The sequence below is a fragment of the Micromonospora sp. NPDC050784 genome (assembly GCF_044456765.1).
GTDB lineage: Bacteria > Actinomycetota > Actinomycetes > Mycobacteriales > Micromonosporaceae > Micromonospora > Micromonospora foliorum.
Map to the genome: position 1 here is coordinate 387,665 of NZ_JBITGG010000001.1, position 16,106 is coordinate 403,770.

At 72.5% G+C, this 16,106-nt stretch carries 14 protein-coding genes; 5 read left to right on the forward strand and 9 right to left on the reverse strand.

Annotated elements, in window-relative coordinates:
- The first annotated feature begins 11 nt into the window (after positions 1–11).
- A complete protein-coding gene (locus ACIBD9_RS01865; protein ID WP_387173627.1) occupies positions 12–611 on the forward strand; it encodes a hypothetical protein in 600 nt (199 codons plus the stop codon).
- Between the two features lie 3 nt (positions 612–614).
- Here the strand turns inward: ACIBD9_RS01865 and ACIBD9_RS01870 are convergent, their stop codons facing one another.
- Positions 615–1,178 (reverse strand): hypothetical protein, encoded by a 564-nt coding sequence (locus ACIBD9_RS01870; protein ID WP_396713637.1) that lies wholly within the window; start codon positions 1,176–1,178, stop codon positions 615–617.
- Between the two features lie 185 nt (positions 1,179–1,363).
- Here ACIBD9_RS01870 and ACIBD9_RS01875 point away from each other — a divergent pair, with 185 nt between their 5' ends.
- Together ACIBD9_RS01875 and ACIBD9_RS01880 are read left to right on the forward strand one after the other, a co-directional pair.
- Positions 1,364–3,925: an FtsK/SpoIIIE domain-containing protein gene (locus ACIBD9_RS01875; protein WP_396713639.1), complete on the forward strand. Its 2,562-nt coding sequence runs from the start codon at positions 1,364–1,366 to the stop codon at positions 3,923–3,925.
- A gap of 4 nt (positions 3,926–3,929) precedes the next feature.
- Positions 3,930–4,673 (forward strand): hypothetical protein, encoded by a 744-nt coding sequence (locus tag ACIBD9_RS01880; protein ID WP_396713641.1) that lies wholly within the window; start codon positions 3,930–3,932, stop codon positions 4,671–4,673.
- Between the two features lie 179 nt (positions 4,674–4,852).
- Here ACIBD9_RS01880 and folE read toward each other — a convergent pair whose 3' ends face one another.
- The 4 genes from folE to ACIBD9_RS01900 all read right to left on the reverse strand — a co-directional run bounded on the left by folE (position 4,853) and on the right by ACIBD9_RS01900 (position 8,793).
- Entirely contained in the window at positions 4,853–5,518 is a 666-nt protein-coding gene (gene folE, locus ACIBD9_RS01885) for a GTP cyclohydrolase I FolE (protein WP_355065033.1), read from the reverse strand.
- Positions 5,519–5,553: 35 nt separating this feature from the next.
- Positions 5,554–7,572: an ATP-dependent zinc metalloprotease FtsH gene (ftsH, locus tag ACIBD9_RS01890; protein ID WP_238659546.1), complete on the reverse strand. Its 2,019-nt coding sequence runs from the start codon at positions 7,570–7,572 to the stop codon at positions 5,554–5,556.
- A gap of 407 nt (positions 7,573–7,979) precedes the next feature.
- A complete protein-coding gene (hpt, locus tag ACIBD9_RS01895) occupies positions 7,980–8,555 on the reverse strand; it encodes a hypoxanthine phosphoribosyltransferase (RefSeq protein ID WP_030328005.1) in 576 nt (191 codons plus the stop codon).
- 100 nt (positions 8,556–8,655) lie between these two features.
- Entirely contained in the window at positions 8,656–8,793 is a 138-nt protein-coding gene (locus tag ACIBD9_RS01900; RefSeq protein WP_238659545.1) for a hypothetical protein, read from the reverse strand.
- A gap of 150 nt (positions 8,794–8,943) precedes the next feature.
- Here ACIBD9_RS01900 and ACIBD9_RS01905 point away from each other — a divergent pair, with 150 nt between their 5' ends.
- Positions 8,944–9,906, forward strand: a complete 963-nt coding sequence (locus ACIBD9_RS01905) for a GlxA family transcriptional regulator (RefSeq protein WP_396713644.1) — start codon at positions 8,944–8,946, stop codon at positions 9,904–9,906.
- A gap of 9 nt (positions 9,907–9,915) precedes the next feature.
- Here ACIBD9_RS01905 and tilS read toward each other — a convergent pair whose 3' ends face one another.
- From tilS to dacB, 3 genes are all read right to left on the reverse strand, one after another.
- Positions 9,916–10,908 (reverse strand): tRNA lysidine(34) synthetase TilS, encoded by a 993-nt coding sequence (gene tilS / locus ACIBD9_RS01910; protein ID WP_396713646.1) that lies wholly within the window; start codon positions 10,906–10,908, stop codon positions 9,916–9,918.
- A 10-nt stretch (positions 10,909–10,918) separates the two neighbouring features.
- Positions 10,919–11,989 (reverse strand): zinc-dependent metalloprotease, encoded by a 1,071-nt coding sequence (locus tag ACIBD9_RS01915; RefSeq protein ID WP_396713648.1) that lies wholly within the window; start codon positions 11,987–11,989, stop codon positions 10,919–10,921.
- Between the two features lie 93 nt (positions 11,990–12,082).
- Entirely contained in the window at positions 12,083–13,561 is a 1,479-nt protein-coding gene (gene dacB / locus ACIBD9_RS01920) for a D-alanyl-D-alanine carboxypeptidase/D-alanyl-D-alanine-endopeptidase (protein ID WP_396713826.1), read from the reverse strand.
- 523 nt (positions 13,562–14,084) lie between these two features.
- Here dacB and ACIBD9_RS01925 point away from each other — a divergent pair.
- Positions 14,085–14,591 carry an inorganic diphosphatase gene (locus ACIBD9_RS01925; protein ID WP_109816465.1) on the forward strand — a complete coding sequence of 169 codons (507 nt, stop codon included), beginning with the start codon at positions 14,085–14,087 and terminating at the stop codon, positions 14,589–14,591.
- A gap of 31 nt (positions 14,592–14,622) precedes the next feature.
- Here the strand turns inward: ACIBD9_RS01925 and eccD are convergent, their stop codons facing one another.
- Complete coding sequence (gene eccD / locus ACIBD9_RS01930; protein ID WP_396713650.1) at positions 14,623–16,026, reverse strand: type VII secretion integral membrane protein EccD; 1,404 nt, start codon at positions 16,024–16,026, stop codon at positions 14,623–14,625.
- Positions 16,027–16,106: the final 80 nt, after the last annotated feature.

Consider the following 16,106-nt stretch of genomic DNA (forward strand, 5'->3'; position numbering starts at 1 on the left):
CCACCACGGGTATGACCGGACCGTTACCCGACCCGTTCGCCGACCAGCCCGACTGGGCACCGCAACCGCCGAGACCGCTGGCCATCGTCCCCGCGACGGAGCGGGTGGAGCTCCGCGGGCGACGGGTACTGGTCGGGCTGCCCGGGATGGGTTGGCGCGGCGATCTCCGCGCGGACGACCGGGTGGTGCAGAGCGCCCGGACCTACGTGCCGGTGATCCCCGAGCACGAGTGGTACCGGGCCGAAGCCGACCAGGTCGAGGTGTTCGCGCCGCTGGTGCCGGTGGAGCGTGTCTGGGTCGAGACCGTCGGCAGCCGACCTGGAATGGAAAGCGCCCGGGACTCGGGCATCCGGTTGGTCTCGCTGGACGGCCCGGCACACCGGACCCCCACACCGGTCTTCGAAGCGGACGCGGTCACCGGTCGGCGGGTGGTGCACGTCGAGGGCGGCCTGGAGCACCGTGACCTTCGAGCGGTCACCGAAACCTACTCGGGTGCCGAGGGGGACATCTGCGTGCGAATCACGCCGGAGGTGGAGTGGTACCGCTGGGCCTGGCGCGGCCAATCACCCACTACCTTGGAGGTGCCGGTCCATCTGTTGTGGATTGAATGAGGGTCAACTAATCCTGGAGCCAGTACATACACGCCATCCGTCCCGGTTGTTCAAATCGAACTGCCACGTGTCTGCCAAGCTCTGATGAATTCCGTCAATTGTGGCGCTCCGCCGAATGACAGCGATCACGGTGGCGTCGGTGCTGACAGTCTCAGTAACGACGACGTCTTCGATGTTGATCGAAAAAGAGACGCCCAGTTCCTGCTCCCGTCCGGAAACGTCCGCAGCGAACTCATCGACCGCGGGGACTGCGCCACTGCAGGTGAACAACTTCGCTCGGTTCGAGTCGCCGGAGACGAGCGTCGCCTGAAGGTAATTGATCACCGCGACGTCCGGCGTGCTGCGATCCGGGGTCGAGGCGCGGGTGTACCACACATACGCCGTTGCGACCCCGCCGAGGCAGAGCAGGGCGAGTACGCCGGCGACGACCGTGAGCACCGTCCGCGTCCGGCGGCGGGGCGGCTGCGGTGCCGGTGTTGCCGGGGCGGGCGGCAGCTGCTCGGACGGTGTCCGCTGGGCCGGTACGCGGGAGACCTGGGAACCGGCGGGGGGCTGCACTGATTCCACCTCCTGAAGTTATCGGCTGGACGCTCCGGAGCCAATGCCTCAGATCCAGCGGATCGTGACGGACCCCTCCCCACCGGTGAGATCCACGACAACACCGGCGCAGCGCCGAGGCACCTCCCGGAGGTCCGCCCTCGGCTGGGATACCGTCTCTGCTGGGGAGGGGTTGCCAACCTCGGGTAGAGGGGGTGGACGCGGTGGCCGGTCCGAAGGCTCGCACGAACCGCGCCGCAGCCCTGCACCGTCGGGCGACGGCGGTCGCGACCGCGGCTGCCGGGATCCTGGACGAGACGCGGCCGGCTCCGGCCGATCAGCGCCGTCAGTACGAGGTGGCCGACCGGTTACGGACGGCCGCGGCCGTGCTGGCTCCGGGTTGGGCCGGTGCGGCACTGGATTCACTCACCGTGAACTCGCCGGCGGGTGATGGTCCGCCGGCGTTCGTGCGGGTCGGTACCGCGGCGCCGTTGGACGATGCTCGTTTCCCCGCGTTGGTGCCTCTTGTCGGCACCGGTCACCTCAGTGTGGACGCCGACGCGCGGGAGCCGCGGGTGGCGGGGTTGCTCCGGGCCGTACTTTTGCGGTTGTTGGGCGCGGCACCGGCGGGTGCCCTGCTGGTTCGCGCGGTGGATGCCACCGGGGCTGTGCTGACGCCGTTCGGGGCGCTCGCGGATGCTGGTCTGTTGCCGCCGCCGGCGGTGGACGTGGCGGGTCTGCGCGCGGTGCTTACCGAGGCGGAGCAGTGGGTCACGCCGGGGGCGAGTGGGCGGCGCCGTCACGATCGGACGCTGTTGCTGGTGGTGGCCGCACTACCGGAGTCCACCGGCCCGAGCGATCTGGCCCGCATCGAGACGTTGGCCGAGCAGGGGCCTGCCGCTGGGCTGCACCTGGTGGTGGCGGGTTGGCCGCCGGCCGGCCCGTACTCGGCCCGGGCGCCGCTGCCGCACGCCACGCCGTTGGCGCTGCGTAATGCGTACGCGCTGCTGGGAGACCCGCCGGGAGCGTCGTTCGGCGGGCCTGGCGCCGACCCGCCGGGCGGTTTGAACTCGCCGGTCTTCGTCGAGTCGGACCCGCCGGCGGAGCTGGTCGACGCGGTCTGTCGGCGGCTCGCCGAGCAGGTGGAGGCGGGCTCGCGGTTGGCGTTGGGTGCTCTGCTGCCGCCGACGGGTGAGCGGCTGTGGGAGTCCGATTCGGCCGAAGGGTTGACCACGACGGTCGGCGATGCCGGGGGCCGGTCGGTGCCGCTGGGTTTCACCGAGTTGACCCCGCACTGGCTGGTGAGTGGTCGGTCCGCGGCGGGCCGTGCCGCGTTCCTGACCACTGCGTTGCTCGGCCTGGCCGCCCGGTACGGCCCGGACGACCTCGCGTTCTACCTGGCGGATCTCGGCGACGGCGAGTCCTTCGTGGAGTTCTTGCAGACCGAGCGGGACCGGTCGTGGGTTCCGCAGGTGCGCGCGGCCGCGATGGCCGCCGACCGAGAGTACGTCCGGGATCTGCTGGACGAGTTGACGATCGAGGTCCAGCGCCGCACGGAGGCGGGTGCCCGGGCCGGGGGGCAACGCTTCGCGGAGTTGCGTCAGCACCAGCCGCTGCCGCGGATCGTCTGTGTGGTGGACAATGTGCCGCTGCTCTTCGCCGAGCGGGACCGGCTGGCCGCCGAGGTGGCCACCCAGTTGGACGGGCTGGCCCGGGCCGGCCGGGCGTACGGCGTGCATCTTGTGTTGGCTGGCGCTGGCGAGTTGGGGCTGAGTGCGCGCGCCGACGCTGGTCATCGGGATTCGGTGCTCGGGCAATTTCCGGTGCGGGTGGCGCTGCCGGGTGGCAGTCCGGTGCTGGAGCCGACGAACGATTCGGCGGCCGGTCTGCCGGTGGGCAGCGCGGTGGTGAACACGGCCGGCGGGCTCGGCGGCCCTCGGGGTGCCATCCGGGGTCACGAACGGTTGATTCGTCACCCGGATCCGCAGGATCATCCGGAGGTCGTGGAGAAGCTGCGGCACGAGTTGTGGGCGGCCCGGCCGGCCGGGTTGGTGCCGCCGGTGGTCTTCGCGGGTTACGCCCGGCCGCTGCTGGGCAACGATCCGCGCCACCGGGCAGCTCTGGCCGGGCAGGCGCACGGGCCGGCCGCCCTGCTGGGCCGGGCGGTGGACGTGGCCCGCTCGACGGTCGCCGTGCCGTTGGGGCCGGCGGCCGGGCGCAACCTCGCGGTGTTGGGCTCGGGCACCGCGGCCGGCGGGCTGTTGGCGACGGCTGCGCGGAGCACGTCGGCTCACCACGCACCAGGCGGCGCCCGCTTCCTGGTGGCGGCACCTGACCCGGGCTCCCGGGCGCTGGCGGAGGCGTTGACGGCCGAGTTGGCGGCCCGGCATCCGGCCGAGATGGTGGATCTGCCGACGCTGCTCGCGGACGCGGCCGACGAACTGCCGACGTACCTGGTGGTCTTCGGGCTGGACCGGCCGGGCCCTCGGGAGCTGCCGGTGGACCGGCTGCGGTCGCTCCTGCGCGACGGGCCTCCGGCGGGAAGACATCTGCTGGGCTGGTGGCGTGCGGTGCCGCCGTTCGCCGCGTTGTTCGAGCCGGCGGGCGAGGTCGACAAGCTGACCGCGGTGGCCGTGCTGGACGTGCCGGTCGCGCAACTCACCGCGGTCTTCGGTCGGCCGGTCGAGTGGCAGGCGCGCCCGGACCGGGCGGTGCTCTGGGACGGCCCGGGCGAGCGAGGCACCGTCCTGGTGCCGTTCGCCGACGAGGCCGGCTGATCGGGTGGCACGCGTGGGGGGTGTCGAGGTGGGTCCGAACGCGACGGTGACCGGGCCGGGGCCGCAGCGGACCGTTGCGACGAACGGCGACGTGTCGCCGCCGGTGGTCGAGTCGAGCACGGCCTGGGCGGAGTACCTTGCGGCCGCCCGCCAGCTGGACGGGGTACGCCGGAGCGCGGCTGCCGCCGCCGGTGAGCAGGCCCGGTCGGCGGAGGCCGCCCGGGAGGAGTTGACGGTGGTCCGTACCGGACTGGCGAGCCAGCAGGAACGGCTGCGTGAGTTGGGCGTACCGGCGATCTCCCTCGTGCCGTCGCCGCCGGAGCTGACCGAGGCCGCCCGGTCGATGGCGGGTGGCCCAGCGGCCGTGCTGGCGGCGCTGCGGGCCGCGCGGGGTTGGGCCGAGGCGGCGGACGCGGCGCTGGCCGCGCGCCGCCGGATCCGGCCGGGTTCTTGGCCCGCGCGAGCGCGCAACCTCCTGGTGTACGGGCCGTTTGCACTGCTGGTGCCGCTGATCCAGGTGGCGGTTTTGGCGGCGACGGGGGTGGGACCGGCAACCGTGGCGGCGTTGATTTGCGGGCTGCCGATGCCGGCGGTCGCGTTCGTCGCCGGTTGGATCGGCATCGGGCGGTTGTTCCGGGTCAGCCCCACCGAGCGGTTGGACCGGACGGTGCGTTTCGGCGCGTTGGTGTGCCTGGTGCCGGCGGTGCTGGCCACGGCGGGCCTGCTGCTGGCCCTGCTCGCCGGCTGACCCGGCCGGAAGCCCGCCTACCCGGAAGCCCGCCTACCGGGAAACCGCGCGGCCGGAAACCGCCCGGCTCGAAGCGCCCGGCCGGAAACCGCCTGGCCGCACCCGCCGGGCCAGCACACCCGGAACGCGACGACCGGCCGTCCCGGAAGGGTGTCGGCCGGCCGTGGTGCGTCGGGGTGTCAGCGGGGGATGATCAGCGCCATCGCCTCGGCCCGCGACTTGGAGTCGCTCTGCAGGACGCCGCGTACGGCAGACGTGATGGTCTTGGCACCGGATTTCTGGATGCCGCGCATCGCCATGCACATGTGCTCGCATTCGAGCACGACGACGACGCCGCGTGGTGCGAGTTTGCTCATCAGCAGGTCGGCGACCTGCGAGGTGAGCCGCTCCTGCACCTGCGGCCGACGGGCGAAGACCTCGACGAGTCGGGCCAGCTTGGACAGGCCGGTGATCCGCCCGTCGGGGCCGGGGATGTAGCCGATGTGCGCGCTGCCCCGGAACGGCAGCAGGTGGTGCTCGCAGAGGCTCATCACGTCGATGTCCCGGACGATGACCAGCTCTTCGTGGTTGGCCTCGAAGGTGGTGCTGAGCACCTGGGCCGGGTCGACCCGCAGGCCGGCGAAGAGTTCGGCGTACGCGCGGGCGACCCGGGCCGGGGTCTGCTGGAGCCCGTCGCGGTCCGGGTCCTCGCCGACCGCGATCAGGATCTCGCGGACGGCCTTCTCGATCCGGCCGAGGTCGACCGCGTCCTCGACGGGGCGGCCGGTCAGCTTGCCACTGATCAGCCGCGCGGCCACGTAGTCCAACTCGTCGTCGCCGTCGGGTTCGGTCGCGGAGACGGCCAGCTCCCGGTGTGGGGAGCTGGCCGTCGGGTCGTCGCTCAGTGCGTGCCGTCCGAGTTGTTGGACGGCGCCACGCCGCCAACCGACGCCTGCGCGCCGTCGGCCTCGGCCTGCGCCTTGAGCTTGTCCTTCTCCGCGGGGGTGAGCACGGGCGGCTCGGTGGAGGGCTGACGCTTGCCGAAGCCGTTGTACGGCGCCAGCGGCGGGCGCTTGACCACCCGGGAGCAGATCCGCGCCATGTCGGCCGTGGAGAGGGTCTCCTTCTCCATCAGCTCAAGCACGATGTTGTCCAGGACGTCCCGGTATTCCACCAGGATCTCCCAGGCCTCGTCGTGCGCCAGCTCGACCAGTGCCCGCATCTCGCCGTCGATCTCGGCGGCCACCGAGTCCGAGTAGTCCCGCTCGTGGCCCATGTTGCGGCCGAGGAACGGCTCGTCCCCGCTGGTGCCGTACTTGATCGCGCCGAGCTTGGAGCTCATGCCGTACTGGGTGATCATCGCGCGGGCCAGTTGGGTGGCCTTCTCGATGTCGTTGCCGGCACCCGTGGTGGGCTCGTGGAAGACCAGCTCCTCGGCGGCGCGACCGCCCAGCGCGTACGCCAGGGTGTCGATCATTTCGGCGCGGGTCTGGGTGTACTTGTCTTCGGTAGGGAGCACCAGGGTGTGGCCCAGTGAGCGACCACGGGACAGGATCGTCACCTTGTGCACCGGCGCGGCGTGCGGCAGAGCCCAGGCGACCAGAGCGTGACCACCCTCGTGGTACGCGGTGATCTTCTTTTCCTGGTCGCTCATCACCCGGGTCCGCCGCTGCGGACCGGCGACCACCCGGTCGATCGACTCTTCCAGCGAGTCGTTGGTGATCGCCCGCTGCTCCTTGCGAGCGGTGAGCAGGGCCGACTCGTTGATCACGTTGGCCAGGTCGGCGCCGCTGAAGCCCGGCGTACGACGGGCCACCGCGTCGAGGTCGACGTCGGGCGTGAACGGCTTGCCCTTGGCGTGCACCCGCAGGATGGCCTTGCGGCCCTCCATGTCGGGGGCGTCCACCGGGATCTGCCGGTCGAACCGGCCCGGCCGCAGCAGCGCCGGGTCGAGGATGTCCGGCCGGTTCGTGGCCGCGATCAGGATGACTCCACCCTTGGTGTCGAAGCCGTCCATCTCGACGAGCAGCTGGTTGAGCGTCTGCTCCCGCTCGTCGTGGCCGCCACCCATGCCGGCGCCACGGTGCCGGCCGACGGCGTCGATCTCGTCGACGAAGACGATCGCCGGGGCGTTCGTCTTGGCCTGCTCGAACAGGTCACGGACCCGGCTGGCGCCGACGCCGACGAACATCTCCACGAAGTCGGAGCCGGAGATGGAGTAGAAGGGCACCCCGGCCTCGCCGGCGACCGCGCGGGCCAGCAGCGTCTTGCCGGTGCCGGGCGGGCCGAACAGCAGCACACCCTTCGGGATCTTGGCACCCAGGGCCTGGTACTTGGCCGGGTTCTGCAGGAAGTCCTTGATCTCGTACAGCTCTTCGACGGCCTCCTCGGCACCCGCGACGTCCGCGAAGGTCGTCTTCGGAGTGTCCTTGGTGATCATCTTGGCCTTGGACTTGCCGAAGTTGAGCACCCGGGAGCCGCCGCCCTGCATCTGCGACATGAAGAACAGCAGCAGGAGCACGAGCAGCGCGATCGGCAGCAGGTTGACCAGCAGGCTCACCCAGATGCTGTCCGAGGAGACCTTGGCGTCGGCCGGGCCGGTGACCCGGTTGTTCGCCTTGGCGTCCAGCACCTCGTTCCAGATCTGGTCGCCAGCCTGGTACGGGAACTGGGCCTCGATCTTGTTGGTCTCGGTCTTGCCGAACTTGGTCTTCTGGGCCAGGTCCAGCTGGAGCGTCTGCTCCTTGTCCTGGAAGACCACCTTGTTGATCTTGGCAGTGTGCAACTGATCGAGCGCAACGGAAGTGTCCACGCGGTGGTAGCTGGGACCACTGGTGAACAGCTGACTGAGCACAACGGCGCCGAGGATGACCAGGATGATCCAGACCACCGGTCGGCGGAAGAAACGCGTACGTTCCATACTGTTGTCGAGCGCCGGAGCGCCCGCATCCTCCTGATCGACGTCCTGACCGTCTGATGGTGTCGCCGCGTGAGCGGCGGCCGGAGCCGCCGTGCGGGCCGGCCTCGACCCCGGGGCGCGAAAACTGCCGCGCCGCGGTCATTCGACGGTACACCGTGTACGCGAGGAGTGAGCTTGCGAGCCCCGCAGTCGTGCACCATCAAAAGCCGGCGTGGCGGGGAGTCCGACTCGGCCACCCGAGCGCCCGGTCACGCGATCGAGGGGGTCGAGCGCGGAGTAACCTCCGGGCCACCGTGGTACACGGTAACCGCATCAGCTGAGAGCCCGCTGAACGTCGGCTCGATGAGTGCCGATGCGAGTCGGGCTCATGCCGACCGGCGAGCCGCCCGGACGGGTCGGGCCCGGCGTCAGGAGCGGGCGTAGACCTCGGGCTTGAGCACGCCGACGTAGGGCAGCTCCCGGTAGCGCTCACCGAAGTCGAGGCCGTACCCGACCACGAACTCGGTGGGGATGTCGAAGCCGACGTACTTCACCGGGACCGGCACCTTCACCGCGTCCGGTTTGCGGAACAGGGCGACCACCTCGACGCTCGCCGCCGAGCGCGACTCGAGGTAGCGCAGCAGCCAGGAGAGCGTGAGCCCGGAGTCGACGATGTCCTCGACGACGACCACGTGCCGACCGGCGATGTCTCGGTCCAGGTCCTTGAGGATGCGGACCACGCCGGAGGAGGTGGTGCCCTGGCCGTAGGACGAGATGGCCATGAAGTCGAGCTCCGCCGGGGGGCCGTTACGGCCCAGCGCCCGGGCGAAGTCCGCCATGAACATCACCGCGCCCTTGAGTACGCACACCAGCAGCAGCCCGTCGCCCACGTGGGCGTAGTCGGCGGAGACCTGCTTGGCCAGCTCCGCCGTCTTCTCGCGGATCTGCGCCTCGGAAATGATCACGTGGTCGATGTCGGCGTCGTACCAGGAGCCGTCAGCCATGACTCCTAGCCTGCCGTACGTCGGATGGCCTCCGTCGGCGGGGCCGCACCTTTTGGCGCGGTCCCGCCGAGGATTTTCGGCGCAAATTACGCTAATCACATCAGTTGGTGCGTGACCGCCAGCGGCGGCCGTCGTCGCTGGGCTTCCAGTCGGCCGAGTCGTGACTGTCGACGGTGAGGCCGGCCGCCGAGGCGGCGACGAGCAGGACGAGGAACAGGAGGAAGAGCAGGAACTCCATGGCGGCGCTCGCTTTCGCATGATTGCTGTCGGTTTCGCCGCCGGTGCGCACCGGACTAGGAACAGTCTGCGACCGCACAGAGCAGTCGGACAGTGGCAGGAATGCCATTGGTCATCGATTTACTGCCACCTGTTGGGTTACCCTCGTCACATGCTGCGGTCCGTTGCCGTCCTCGCCCTCGATCAGGTCGCTCCCTTCGAGCTCGGCGTACTCGCCGAGGTGTTCGGCACCGACCGGACGGCCGACGGTTTTCCCGCCTACCGCTTCCAGGTGTGCAGCCCGGACGGCGCTCCCGTGCGTACCTCGTCCGGCTTCCACCTCACCCCACACGCGGACCTCGGCCCGGTCGACGAGGCCGATCTGGTGGCCATTCCGGCGCACAGCCAGGGCACCACCGTCCCCGGCCCGGTGCTCGACGCGCTTCGCCGGGCCGACGCCCGCGGTGCCCACCTGTTCAGCGTCTGCTCCGGGGCCTTCCTGCTCGGCGAGGCCGGGCTGCTCGACGACCGCGAGTGCACGACCCACTGGCGGTACGTGGACGAGCTGCAACGGCGGCACCCGCGCGCCCGGGTGCGCTGCAACTCGCTCTACGTCCAGGACGGTCGGCTGCTCACCAGCGCCGGCACGGCGGCCGGCATCGACGCGTGCCTGCACCTGATCCGCCAGGAGCACGGCTCGGCCACCGCGACCCGGCTGGCCCGGCGGATGGTGGTCCCGCCGCACCGCGACGGCGGCCAGTCCCAGTACGTCGAGGCACCCATCCCGAAGGCGCCCGAGGCACCCACCCTCGAACCGGTGCTGGAGTGGCTGATGGGTCGCCTGGACCGGACGACCACCGTGGAGGAGTTGGCCGCCCGCGCAGGCATGGCACCCCGTACGTTCGCCCGCCGGTTCCGCGCCGAGACCGGCACCACCCCGCACGACTGGCTCACCAACCAGCGGGTGCTGCTCGCCCGACGGCTGCTGGAGGAGACCCCGTTGAGCGTGGAGGCGGTCGCCGACCAGTCCGGCTTCGGCGACGCCGCCGCGCTGCGCCACCACTTCACCCGCCGGGTCGGCGCCACCCCGCACAGCTACCGGACCACCTTCCGGGACCGGGCGCACAGCGGCTGACCAAAGTTCTCAGCCGGGGACGACGGGAGCCAACCGGTCGGCCCGGCGGAGCACACGGACACCGCCGGGCAGGTCGGCTGGGCCCTGACCGTGCCAATCGGTGACCAGGGCGTCCAGCGCGGCGACGTGCCGATGGGACAGGGCGCCGGGCAGCGCGCCCAGCTCACGGGCCCAGGAGTGCAGCACCCGGCCGCGTACGGCGGGGACCAGGCCGAGCAGCGCCGGCACGGACAGCCCTCCCTCGGGGCACCGGGCCGCCGCCAACGCCGTCCCCGCCAGCTCGTCGAGCGCGGCGTTGTCGGCGGCCACCAGCCGGGCGGTACGTGCCAGGTTGTCCACCACGCCGGGTCCGAGCGCCCGCACCAGCGCCGGCAGCAGGTCGGCCCGCACCCTTGACCGGGCGTACGACGGGTCGGTGTTGTGCGGGTCCTGCCACGGGCTCAGCCCGAGCACCGCGCACGCGGCGCGCGTCTGCTCCCGACCGATCTCCAGCAGCGGGCGCAGCAGCGGCACGCCCCCCAGATCGCGTCGGGCGGGCATCCCGGCCAGCCCTCGTGGGCCGGCGCCCCGGGCCAGCGCGAGCAGCACCGTCTCGGCCTGGTCGTCGCGGGTGTGCCCGGAGAGCACCGCGACGGCGTTCTGCTGCCGGGCCGCCTCGGTCAACGCCTGGTAGCGGGCCTCGCGGGCGGCCGCCTCCGGACCGCCGGGACGCCCGGCCACCTCCACCCGGACCACCGTCGCCGACGTGAAACCGACCCCTCGTGCCCAGGTGGCCACCGCCTCGGCACGCTGCGCGGAGCCGTCCTGCAGGCCGTGGTCGACGGTGACGAGCACCGCGGTGCGGCCCAGCCGGGGCGCCACGAACACGGTGGCCGCCGCGAGCGCGAGCGAGTCGGCCCCACCGGAGCAGGCGACCAGCACCGGACCGCCGGACGGCAGACCGGTCAGGGCGCGGCGGACCGCCACCCGGATCGCGGCAACCGGCGGAGCGAGCGCGGCCACCGGTGGGCGGTCAGCCAGCGGCCGGGATGGTGCCGGCCGGACCGTGCACCCGGGCGACCCAGGCGTCCGGGTCGCCCAACTCCGACAGCCGGGGCAGGGTCAGTGGCGAGTTGAAGATCGAGTTGAAGCCCTCCATGCCGACACGTTCCACCACGCCGTGCACGAACTTGCGCCCCTCGGCGTACTGGCGCATCTTGACGTCCACCCCGAGCAGCCGGCGGATCGCCTTCTCCAGCGGGTTGCCCGCCTCCCGGCGTCGGTTGAACGACGCCCGGATCCGCTCCACGCTCGGGATCACCTGCGGGCCGACGCCGTCCATCACGAACTCGGCGTGTCCCTCCAGCAGGGTCATCAACGCGGTGAGCCGGTCCAGTACGGCCCGCTGCGCCGGGGTCTGCACGATGTCCAGCACACTGGTGCGGCTCTCCGGGTCACGGACCGCCTCGGACAACGTGGCCACCCCGCGCCGCAACCGCTCGGCCAGGTGCTCGCCCCCGCTCGACGAGGCGTCGACGAACGCCTGCACCTCGCTGAGGAAGTAGGCCCGCATCCACGGCACGGCCGTGAACTGGGTGCGGTGGGTGACCTCGTGCAGGCACACCCAGAGCCGGAAATCCCGAGGGTCGGCGCCGAGCTTGCGCTCCACCTCGACGATGTTCGGTGCGACCAGCAGCAGCTGACCCGGGTCGGCCGAGAAGACCTCGTACTGGCCGAGCACCCGGCCGGAGAGGTAGGCCAGCACCGTCCCGGCCTGCACCCCGGTCAGCCGGGACCCGATGGCCTCGGTCAACGCGCCCGGCTGCTTGTCGCCGGAGAGCCGACTCACCAGCGGAGTGATCACCTCGCGGAGCCCGGCGATGTTGGTCGCGGCCCAGTCACGACGGTCGACCACCCGGACCGGCGGATGCGACACCTGCGCCCGCAGCCCCGTGTAGTCGGCCACGTGCCCGGCCGCCTCCTCGGTCAGCCGGCGCAGGTCGCCGACCACGTCGGTGGCTTCGGCGTACGACACGCGGGGGCCAGACTTGCTCAGTGCCCCCGCCGTGGCGGCGGCCAGATCCCAGTCCACGAACTGCGCCATGGACCCACCGTACCCGCGCCGCGACACCCCGGCCCGGGCTCGCGCCCTCGATCGACGCCCGGTGGCGACCCGTCACGGGCGGACCGGCGACGGTCAGCCGCAGCCGCAACCGGCCAGCGCGGCGGCGATCCGGTCCAGCGCCGGCTGGGCGGTATCCCGGTCACCCGGCACCTTGTCGGTGAGCACCGCGAAGGTCAACAGCCGGCCGTCGGCGGTGGTGACCAGGCCCGCGATGGAGTGCACGCCGGTCAGGGTGCCGGTCTTGGCCCGGACGCTGCCCGCGCCCGCGGCGGTGCCGGCGGTGTCGCGGTAGCGCTCGTTCAAGGTCCCGGACCAACCGCCCACCGGCAGACCACCAAAGACGCCGGCCAGCTCCGGGTGGTCCGGGCTGGCGGCCAACCGGATCAGATCGGTCAGCAGCGACGGGCTGATCCGGTTGAGACGGGACAGGCCGCTGGCGTCGGAGACGCTGATCTCGTCGGCGGGCAGGCCCAACTGGGCCACCTCGGCGTCCATGGCGGCGGCGCCCCCGTCGAACGAGGCAGGCTGACCTCGGGCCAGCGCGACCTGCCGGGCGAGCGCCTCGGCCACCAGGTTGTCGCTCTCACTGATCATGACGTCGACGAGCCGGATCAGCGGCGGAGACTGCACCACGCCCAGCTCGGTGCCCGGTGCCGGGCTGGCACCGGCCGCCGCCTGGGGCGGGGCCGTGCCCCGCTTCACGGCGTCGGTCGGCACCCCGAGCAACCGCGCGAACGCCTTGCCGGCGGCCAGGTCCGGCTCGGCGAACCGCGGGGCGGACCCGTGTGCGACGCCGGGGTCGGTACGCGCGCCGTCCGTCATCAACGCGGTCACCGCACCGCCCGACCCACCGGTGGGGATGTCGTCGTCCCACCCAGGGCCGTAGACCGGGCCCGAGTAGACCGAGCCGTCGACGGTGACACTGGTCGGGGGTGTGCCGCCGAGCGCGGTACGCACCTGGGCGGCCAGGTCGTCCAGGCGCGCCGCACCCGGGTAGTAGCCCTTCTTGTCGATCGCGAGGGTCGGGTCGCCGCCACCGACGATCACCACCTCGCCGGCCTTCGCGCCGGCCACCGCACGCGTGGGTATCCGGTAGCCGGGCCCCCGGGCCGCCAGCACGGTCACCGCGGTCGCCAGCTTGGTCACCGAGGCGGGCACGGTGCCGTCGTCCGCCCCCTTGGCGAACAGCGTCTGGCCGGTGATCACGTCGGCGACCGAGACGTTCACCCGGCTGCCCAGCGCGGCGACGCCGACCAGTGGATCGAGCGCGGCACGAACCCCGTCCGGGGTGGGCACCGGGGCGTTCGAATCCGGGCCGGCCAGCACGTCCGACGGGGCCGGTTCCGGGCTCGCACCGGCCGCGTTCGGCCCGGAGGCGGCGTCGTCGCCCAGCCACCCGGCGACCGGGCCGGGACGGGTGATCACGATTCCGACGCTGGCGAGCACCAGCAGGAACACGGCGGCCAGCACCACCGGCAGCCCTCTCCGCCGGCCGGGCGGGGCGGGTGCGGGTGCGGGTGCGGCGCCGGCGGGTGCCGGCAACGCGGAGATCGGCGGGCCCAGCGGGGGGACCCCACCGGGGCCGTGGGCGGCCGGCCCGGGACCGAACGACGGGCTGACCGGCGCGGGGCTGACCGGGACGGTGGCACTGCCGCGCGGTGGGCCGCTCACCGGCCGCTCGCCGCCGGCCACCGGAGAGTGACCGGCGTTCGGGGCGGGCGATGCCGGCCCGGCCGGTGGGCGCCAGGGCAGTGGCGGCGGCCGCTCGGGCACCGTCTCCGGCGCCGGGGTCGGTGCTTCGGGGGCCCGTGGACGGTGCGCCTCCGGCACCGGGACCCGCCCCTTGGCACTGCCGGAGCCGGATCGTCCGGTACCGTGCGCGGAGCTCCCGTCCGGGCGGTAGTGTGAATCTTCCCTCCCCACGACCCCCTCCTCCCCCAGCGAAAATCGGCTTGGGTGACACTACTTCGGTCCGAAGACTATGCGGCGGCCGGAGTCGGTGGGTGGCATTCACCTGTCCGGAGGGCCGCCAGTGGTTCCGTTAGCCAGCGTGGGCAGACGAGGGAGCGTGCAGATGGATTTCGACGTGACGGTTGAGATCCCCAAAGGTCACCGGAACAAGTACGAGGTGGACCACAAGACCGGCCGGATCCGGTTGGACCGCACCCTCTTCACCTCCACCCAGTACCCGGCTGACTACGGGTTCATCGAGGGCACGTTGGGCGAGGACGGCGACCCGCTGGACGCCCTCGTGCTGGTCCCCGAGCCAACCTTCCCGGGCTGCCTGATCCGCTGCCGCACCATCGGCATGTTCCGGATGACCGACGAGAAGGGCGGGGACGACAAGGTCCTCTGCGTGCCCTACGAGGACCCCCGCCAGGAGCACCTGCGCGACATCCACCACCTGGGCGAGTTCGACCGCCTGGAGATCCAGCACTTCTTCGAGGTGTACAAGGACCTGGAGCCCGGCAAGTCGGTGGAGGGCGCGACCTGGGTCGGCCGCACCGAGGCCGAGGCCGAGATCCACGCCTCCTACCAGCGGGCCCGGGACGCCGAGGCGCGCGGCGAATCCGCCCACTGACGACCGCTGACGCACCGGGCCCGAGGGTCGCTCAACCGAGCAACCCTCGGGCCCGGTCGTACAGGTCGAGCACCGCGCAGGCGATCGGCACCACGGCGACCACCAGGGCCGTGTCGGTGAGGTCCGCGACCCTTCCGAGGTACGGCGAGACCGGCCGCCGGGCGTACGCGGTGCCGCTGGCCGCCGCCACCAGGGCCAGCGCCGCCCCGCCGAGGACCAGCACCAACCGCCCGGTCTCGTCGGTACGACCGACCAGCACCGCGCCCAGCACCGCGTAGCCGGCCAGCCCGGCGAGCACCGTCGGCACCCGGTGTCGCAGCGCCACGAACAGCCTCGACCGCAGCAGCAGCACCGCCGAGGTGACCGCCACCAGCACCCGACCGGCCGTGCCACCGGCAACCACGAGCACGACCGCGGTGGCCACCACCAGCAGGGCGTGGCCGATCAGCATCCCGGTGAGCATCTCCTCGGTGCGGATCACGGCGGCGTGCACCCGGCCCCGGTCCGGCAGATCCCGGGCCCGCTCCGGCTCCTCCGCGGGGGTCGGGGCCGGCAGGGTGATCGGTGGCAGGGGCAGCTTGCCCAGCCGGATGGCCAGCAGCGGGATCACGCCGACGGCGAAGACCAGTGCGCTGAGCAGCACGGCCGCCGTACCGGCCGTGGTCATCAGCAGCCCGCCGAGCGCGGCCCCCGCGCCGATCAGGCCGACCGTGACACCGGCCACGAAGACCCGGAGCCGGCTGGCCACCCCGAGGAGACAGATCAACGCCACCAGCAGCAGCGCGACCGAGCCGGCCAGCAGTTCGGGAGCGCCCACCCAGCGTGCCGGCGCGAACGGCCCGACCGGGTCGCCGGAGCCGACGGCCAGGGCACCGGCCGTGAACGCGTAGGGCAGCGCGTAGCCGCCGAGCGTCGCCCCGGCGGCGCCGTCGCCGTTGGCGCGGGACGCGACCGTGCCGGCCACGGTGAGCACCAGCGCCACCGCGACCGCTGCCAGCCAACCGGCCCGGTGCGTCGGGCCACCGGCGAGCAGCGCGAGCAGTCCCACCGCGAGTGGTACGGCGGCACCGGCCAGACCGGCCACCCGGGTGGCGGTGGGCGACCAGGCGCCGCCGCGGCGGCGAGCACCGTCGGCGATCGCCTCGATGACGTCGTCGTACTCCAACTCGGGCCAGTGCGCGCGGGCAGGTACGAGGTGCAGCACCTCTCCGTCGCGGACCCCCTGCGGCAGCAGCGCCTGTGCCGTCACCAGCAACGCCCCGTCGGTGCGGCGGAGCACCCAACCGCCGTGCTGCTCGCCGTCGTCGGCGAGCCCGACACCGGCGTGCCGGAGCACGTCGGGCAGCAGCTCAGCCAGGGGCACCTGCTCCGGCAGGGCGACGTCCACCCGTCGTTGCGGCGCGCTGATGGTGACGCGTGCCAGCCCGGTAGTCATCGACTGGTCTCCATATCGAGGGGGATCGGAGGCTGCGCGGACGACAGGACTTTACCTACCATGAGCCAGGCTCGGGTTAC

What these genes read in the sequence shown, in the direction of transcription:
- ACIBD9_RS01865 (WP_387173627.1), top strand. Translation starts at nt 12, where the DNA reads ATGACCGGACCGTTACCCGACCCGTTCGCCGACCAGCCCGACTGGGCA.
- ftsH (WP_238659546.1), bottom strand. Translation starts at nt 7,572, where the DNA reads ATGGAACGTACGCGTTTCTTCCGCCGACCGGTGGTCTGGATCATCCTG.
- hpt (WP_030328005.1), bottom strand. Translation starts at nt 8,555, where the DNA reads ATGGCTGACGGCTCCTGGTACGACGCCGACATCGACCACGTGATCATT.
- ACIBD9_RS01900 (WP_238659545.1), bottom strand. Translation starts at nt 8,793, where the DNA reads ATGGAGTTCCTGCTCTTCCTCCTGTTCCTCGTCCTGCTCGTCGCCGCC.
- ACIBD9_RS01905 (WP_396713644.1), top strand. Translation starts at nt 8,944, where the DNA reads ATGCTGCGGTCCGTTGCCGTCCTCGCCCTCGATCAGGTCGCTCCCTTC.
- ACIBD9_RS01915 (WP_396713648.1), bottom strand. Translation starts at nt 11,989, where the DNA reads ATGGCGCAGTTCGTGGACTGGGATCTGGCCGCCGCCACGGCGGGGGCA.
- ACIBD9_RS01925 (WP_109816465.1), top strand. Translation starts at nt 14,085, where the DNA reads ATGGATTTCGACGTGACGGTTGAGATCCCCAAAGGTCACCGGAACAAG.
- eccD (WP_396713650.1), bottom strand. Translation starts at nt 16,026, where the DNA reads ATGACTACCGGGCTGGCACGCGTCACCATCAGCGCGCCGCAACGACGG.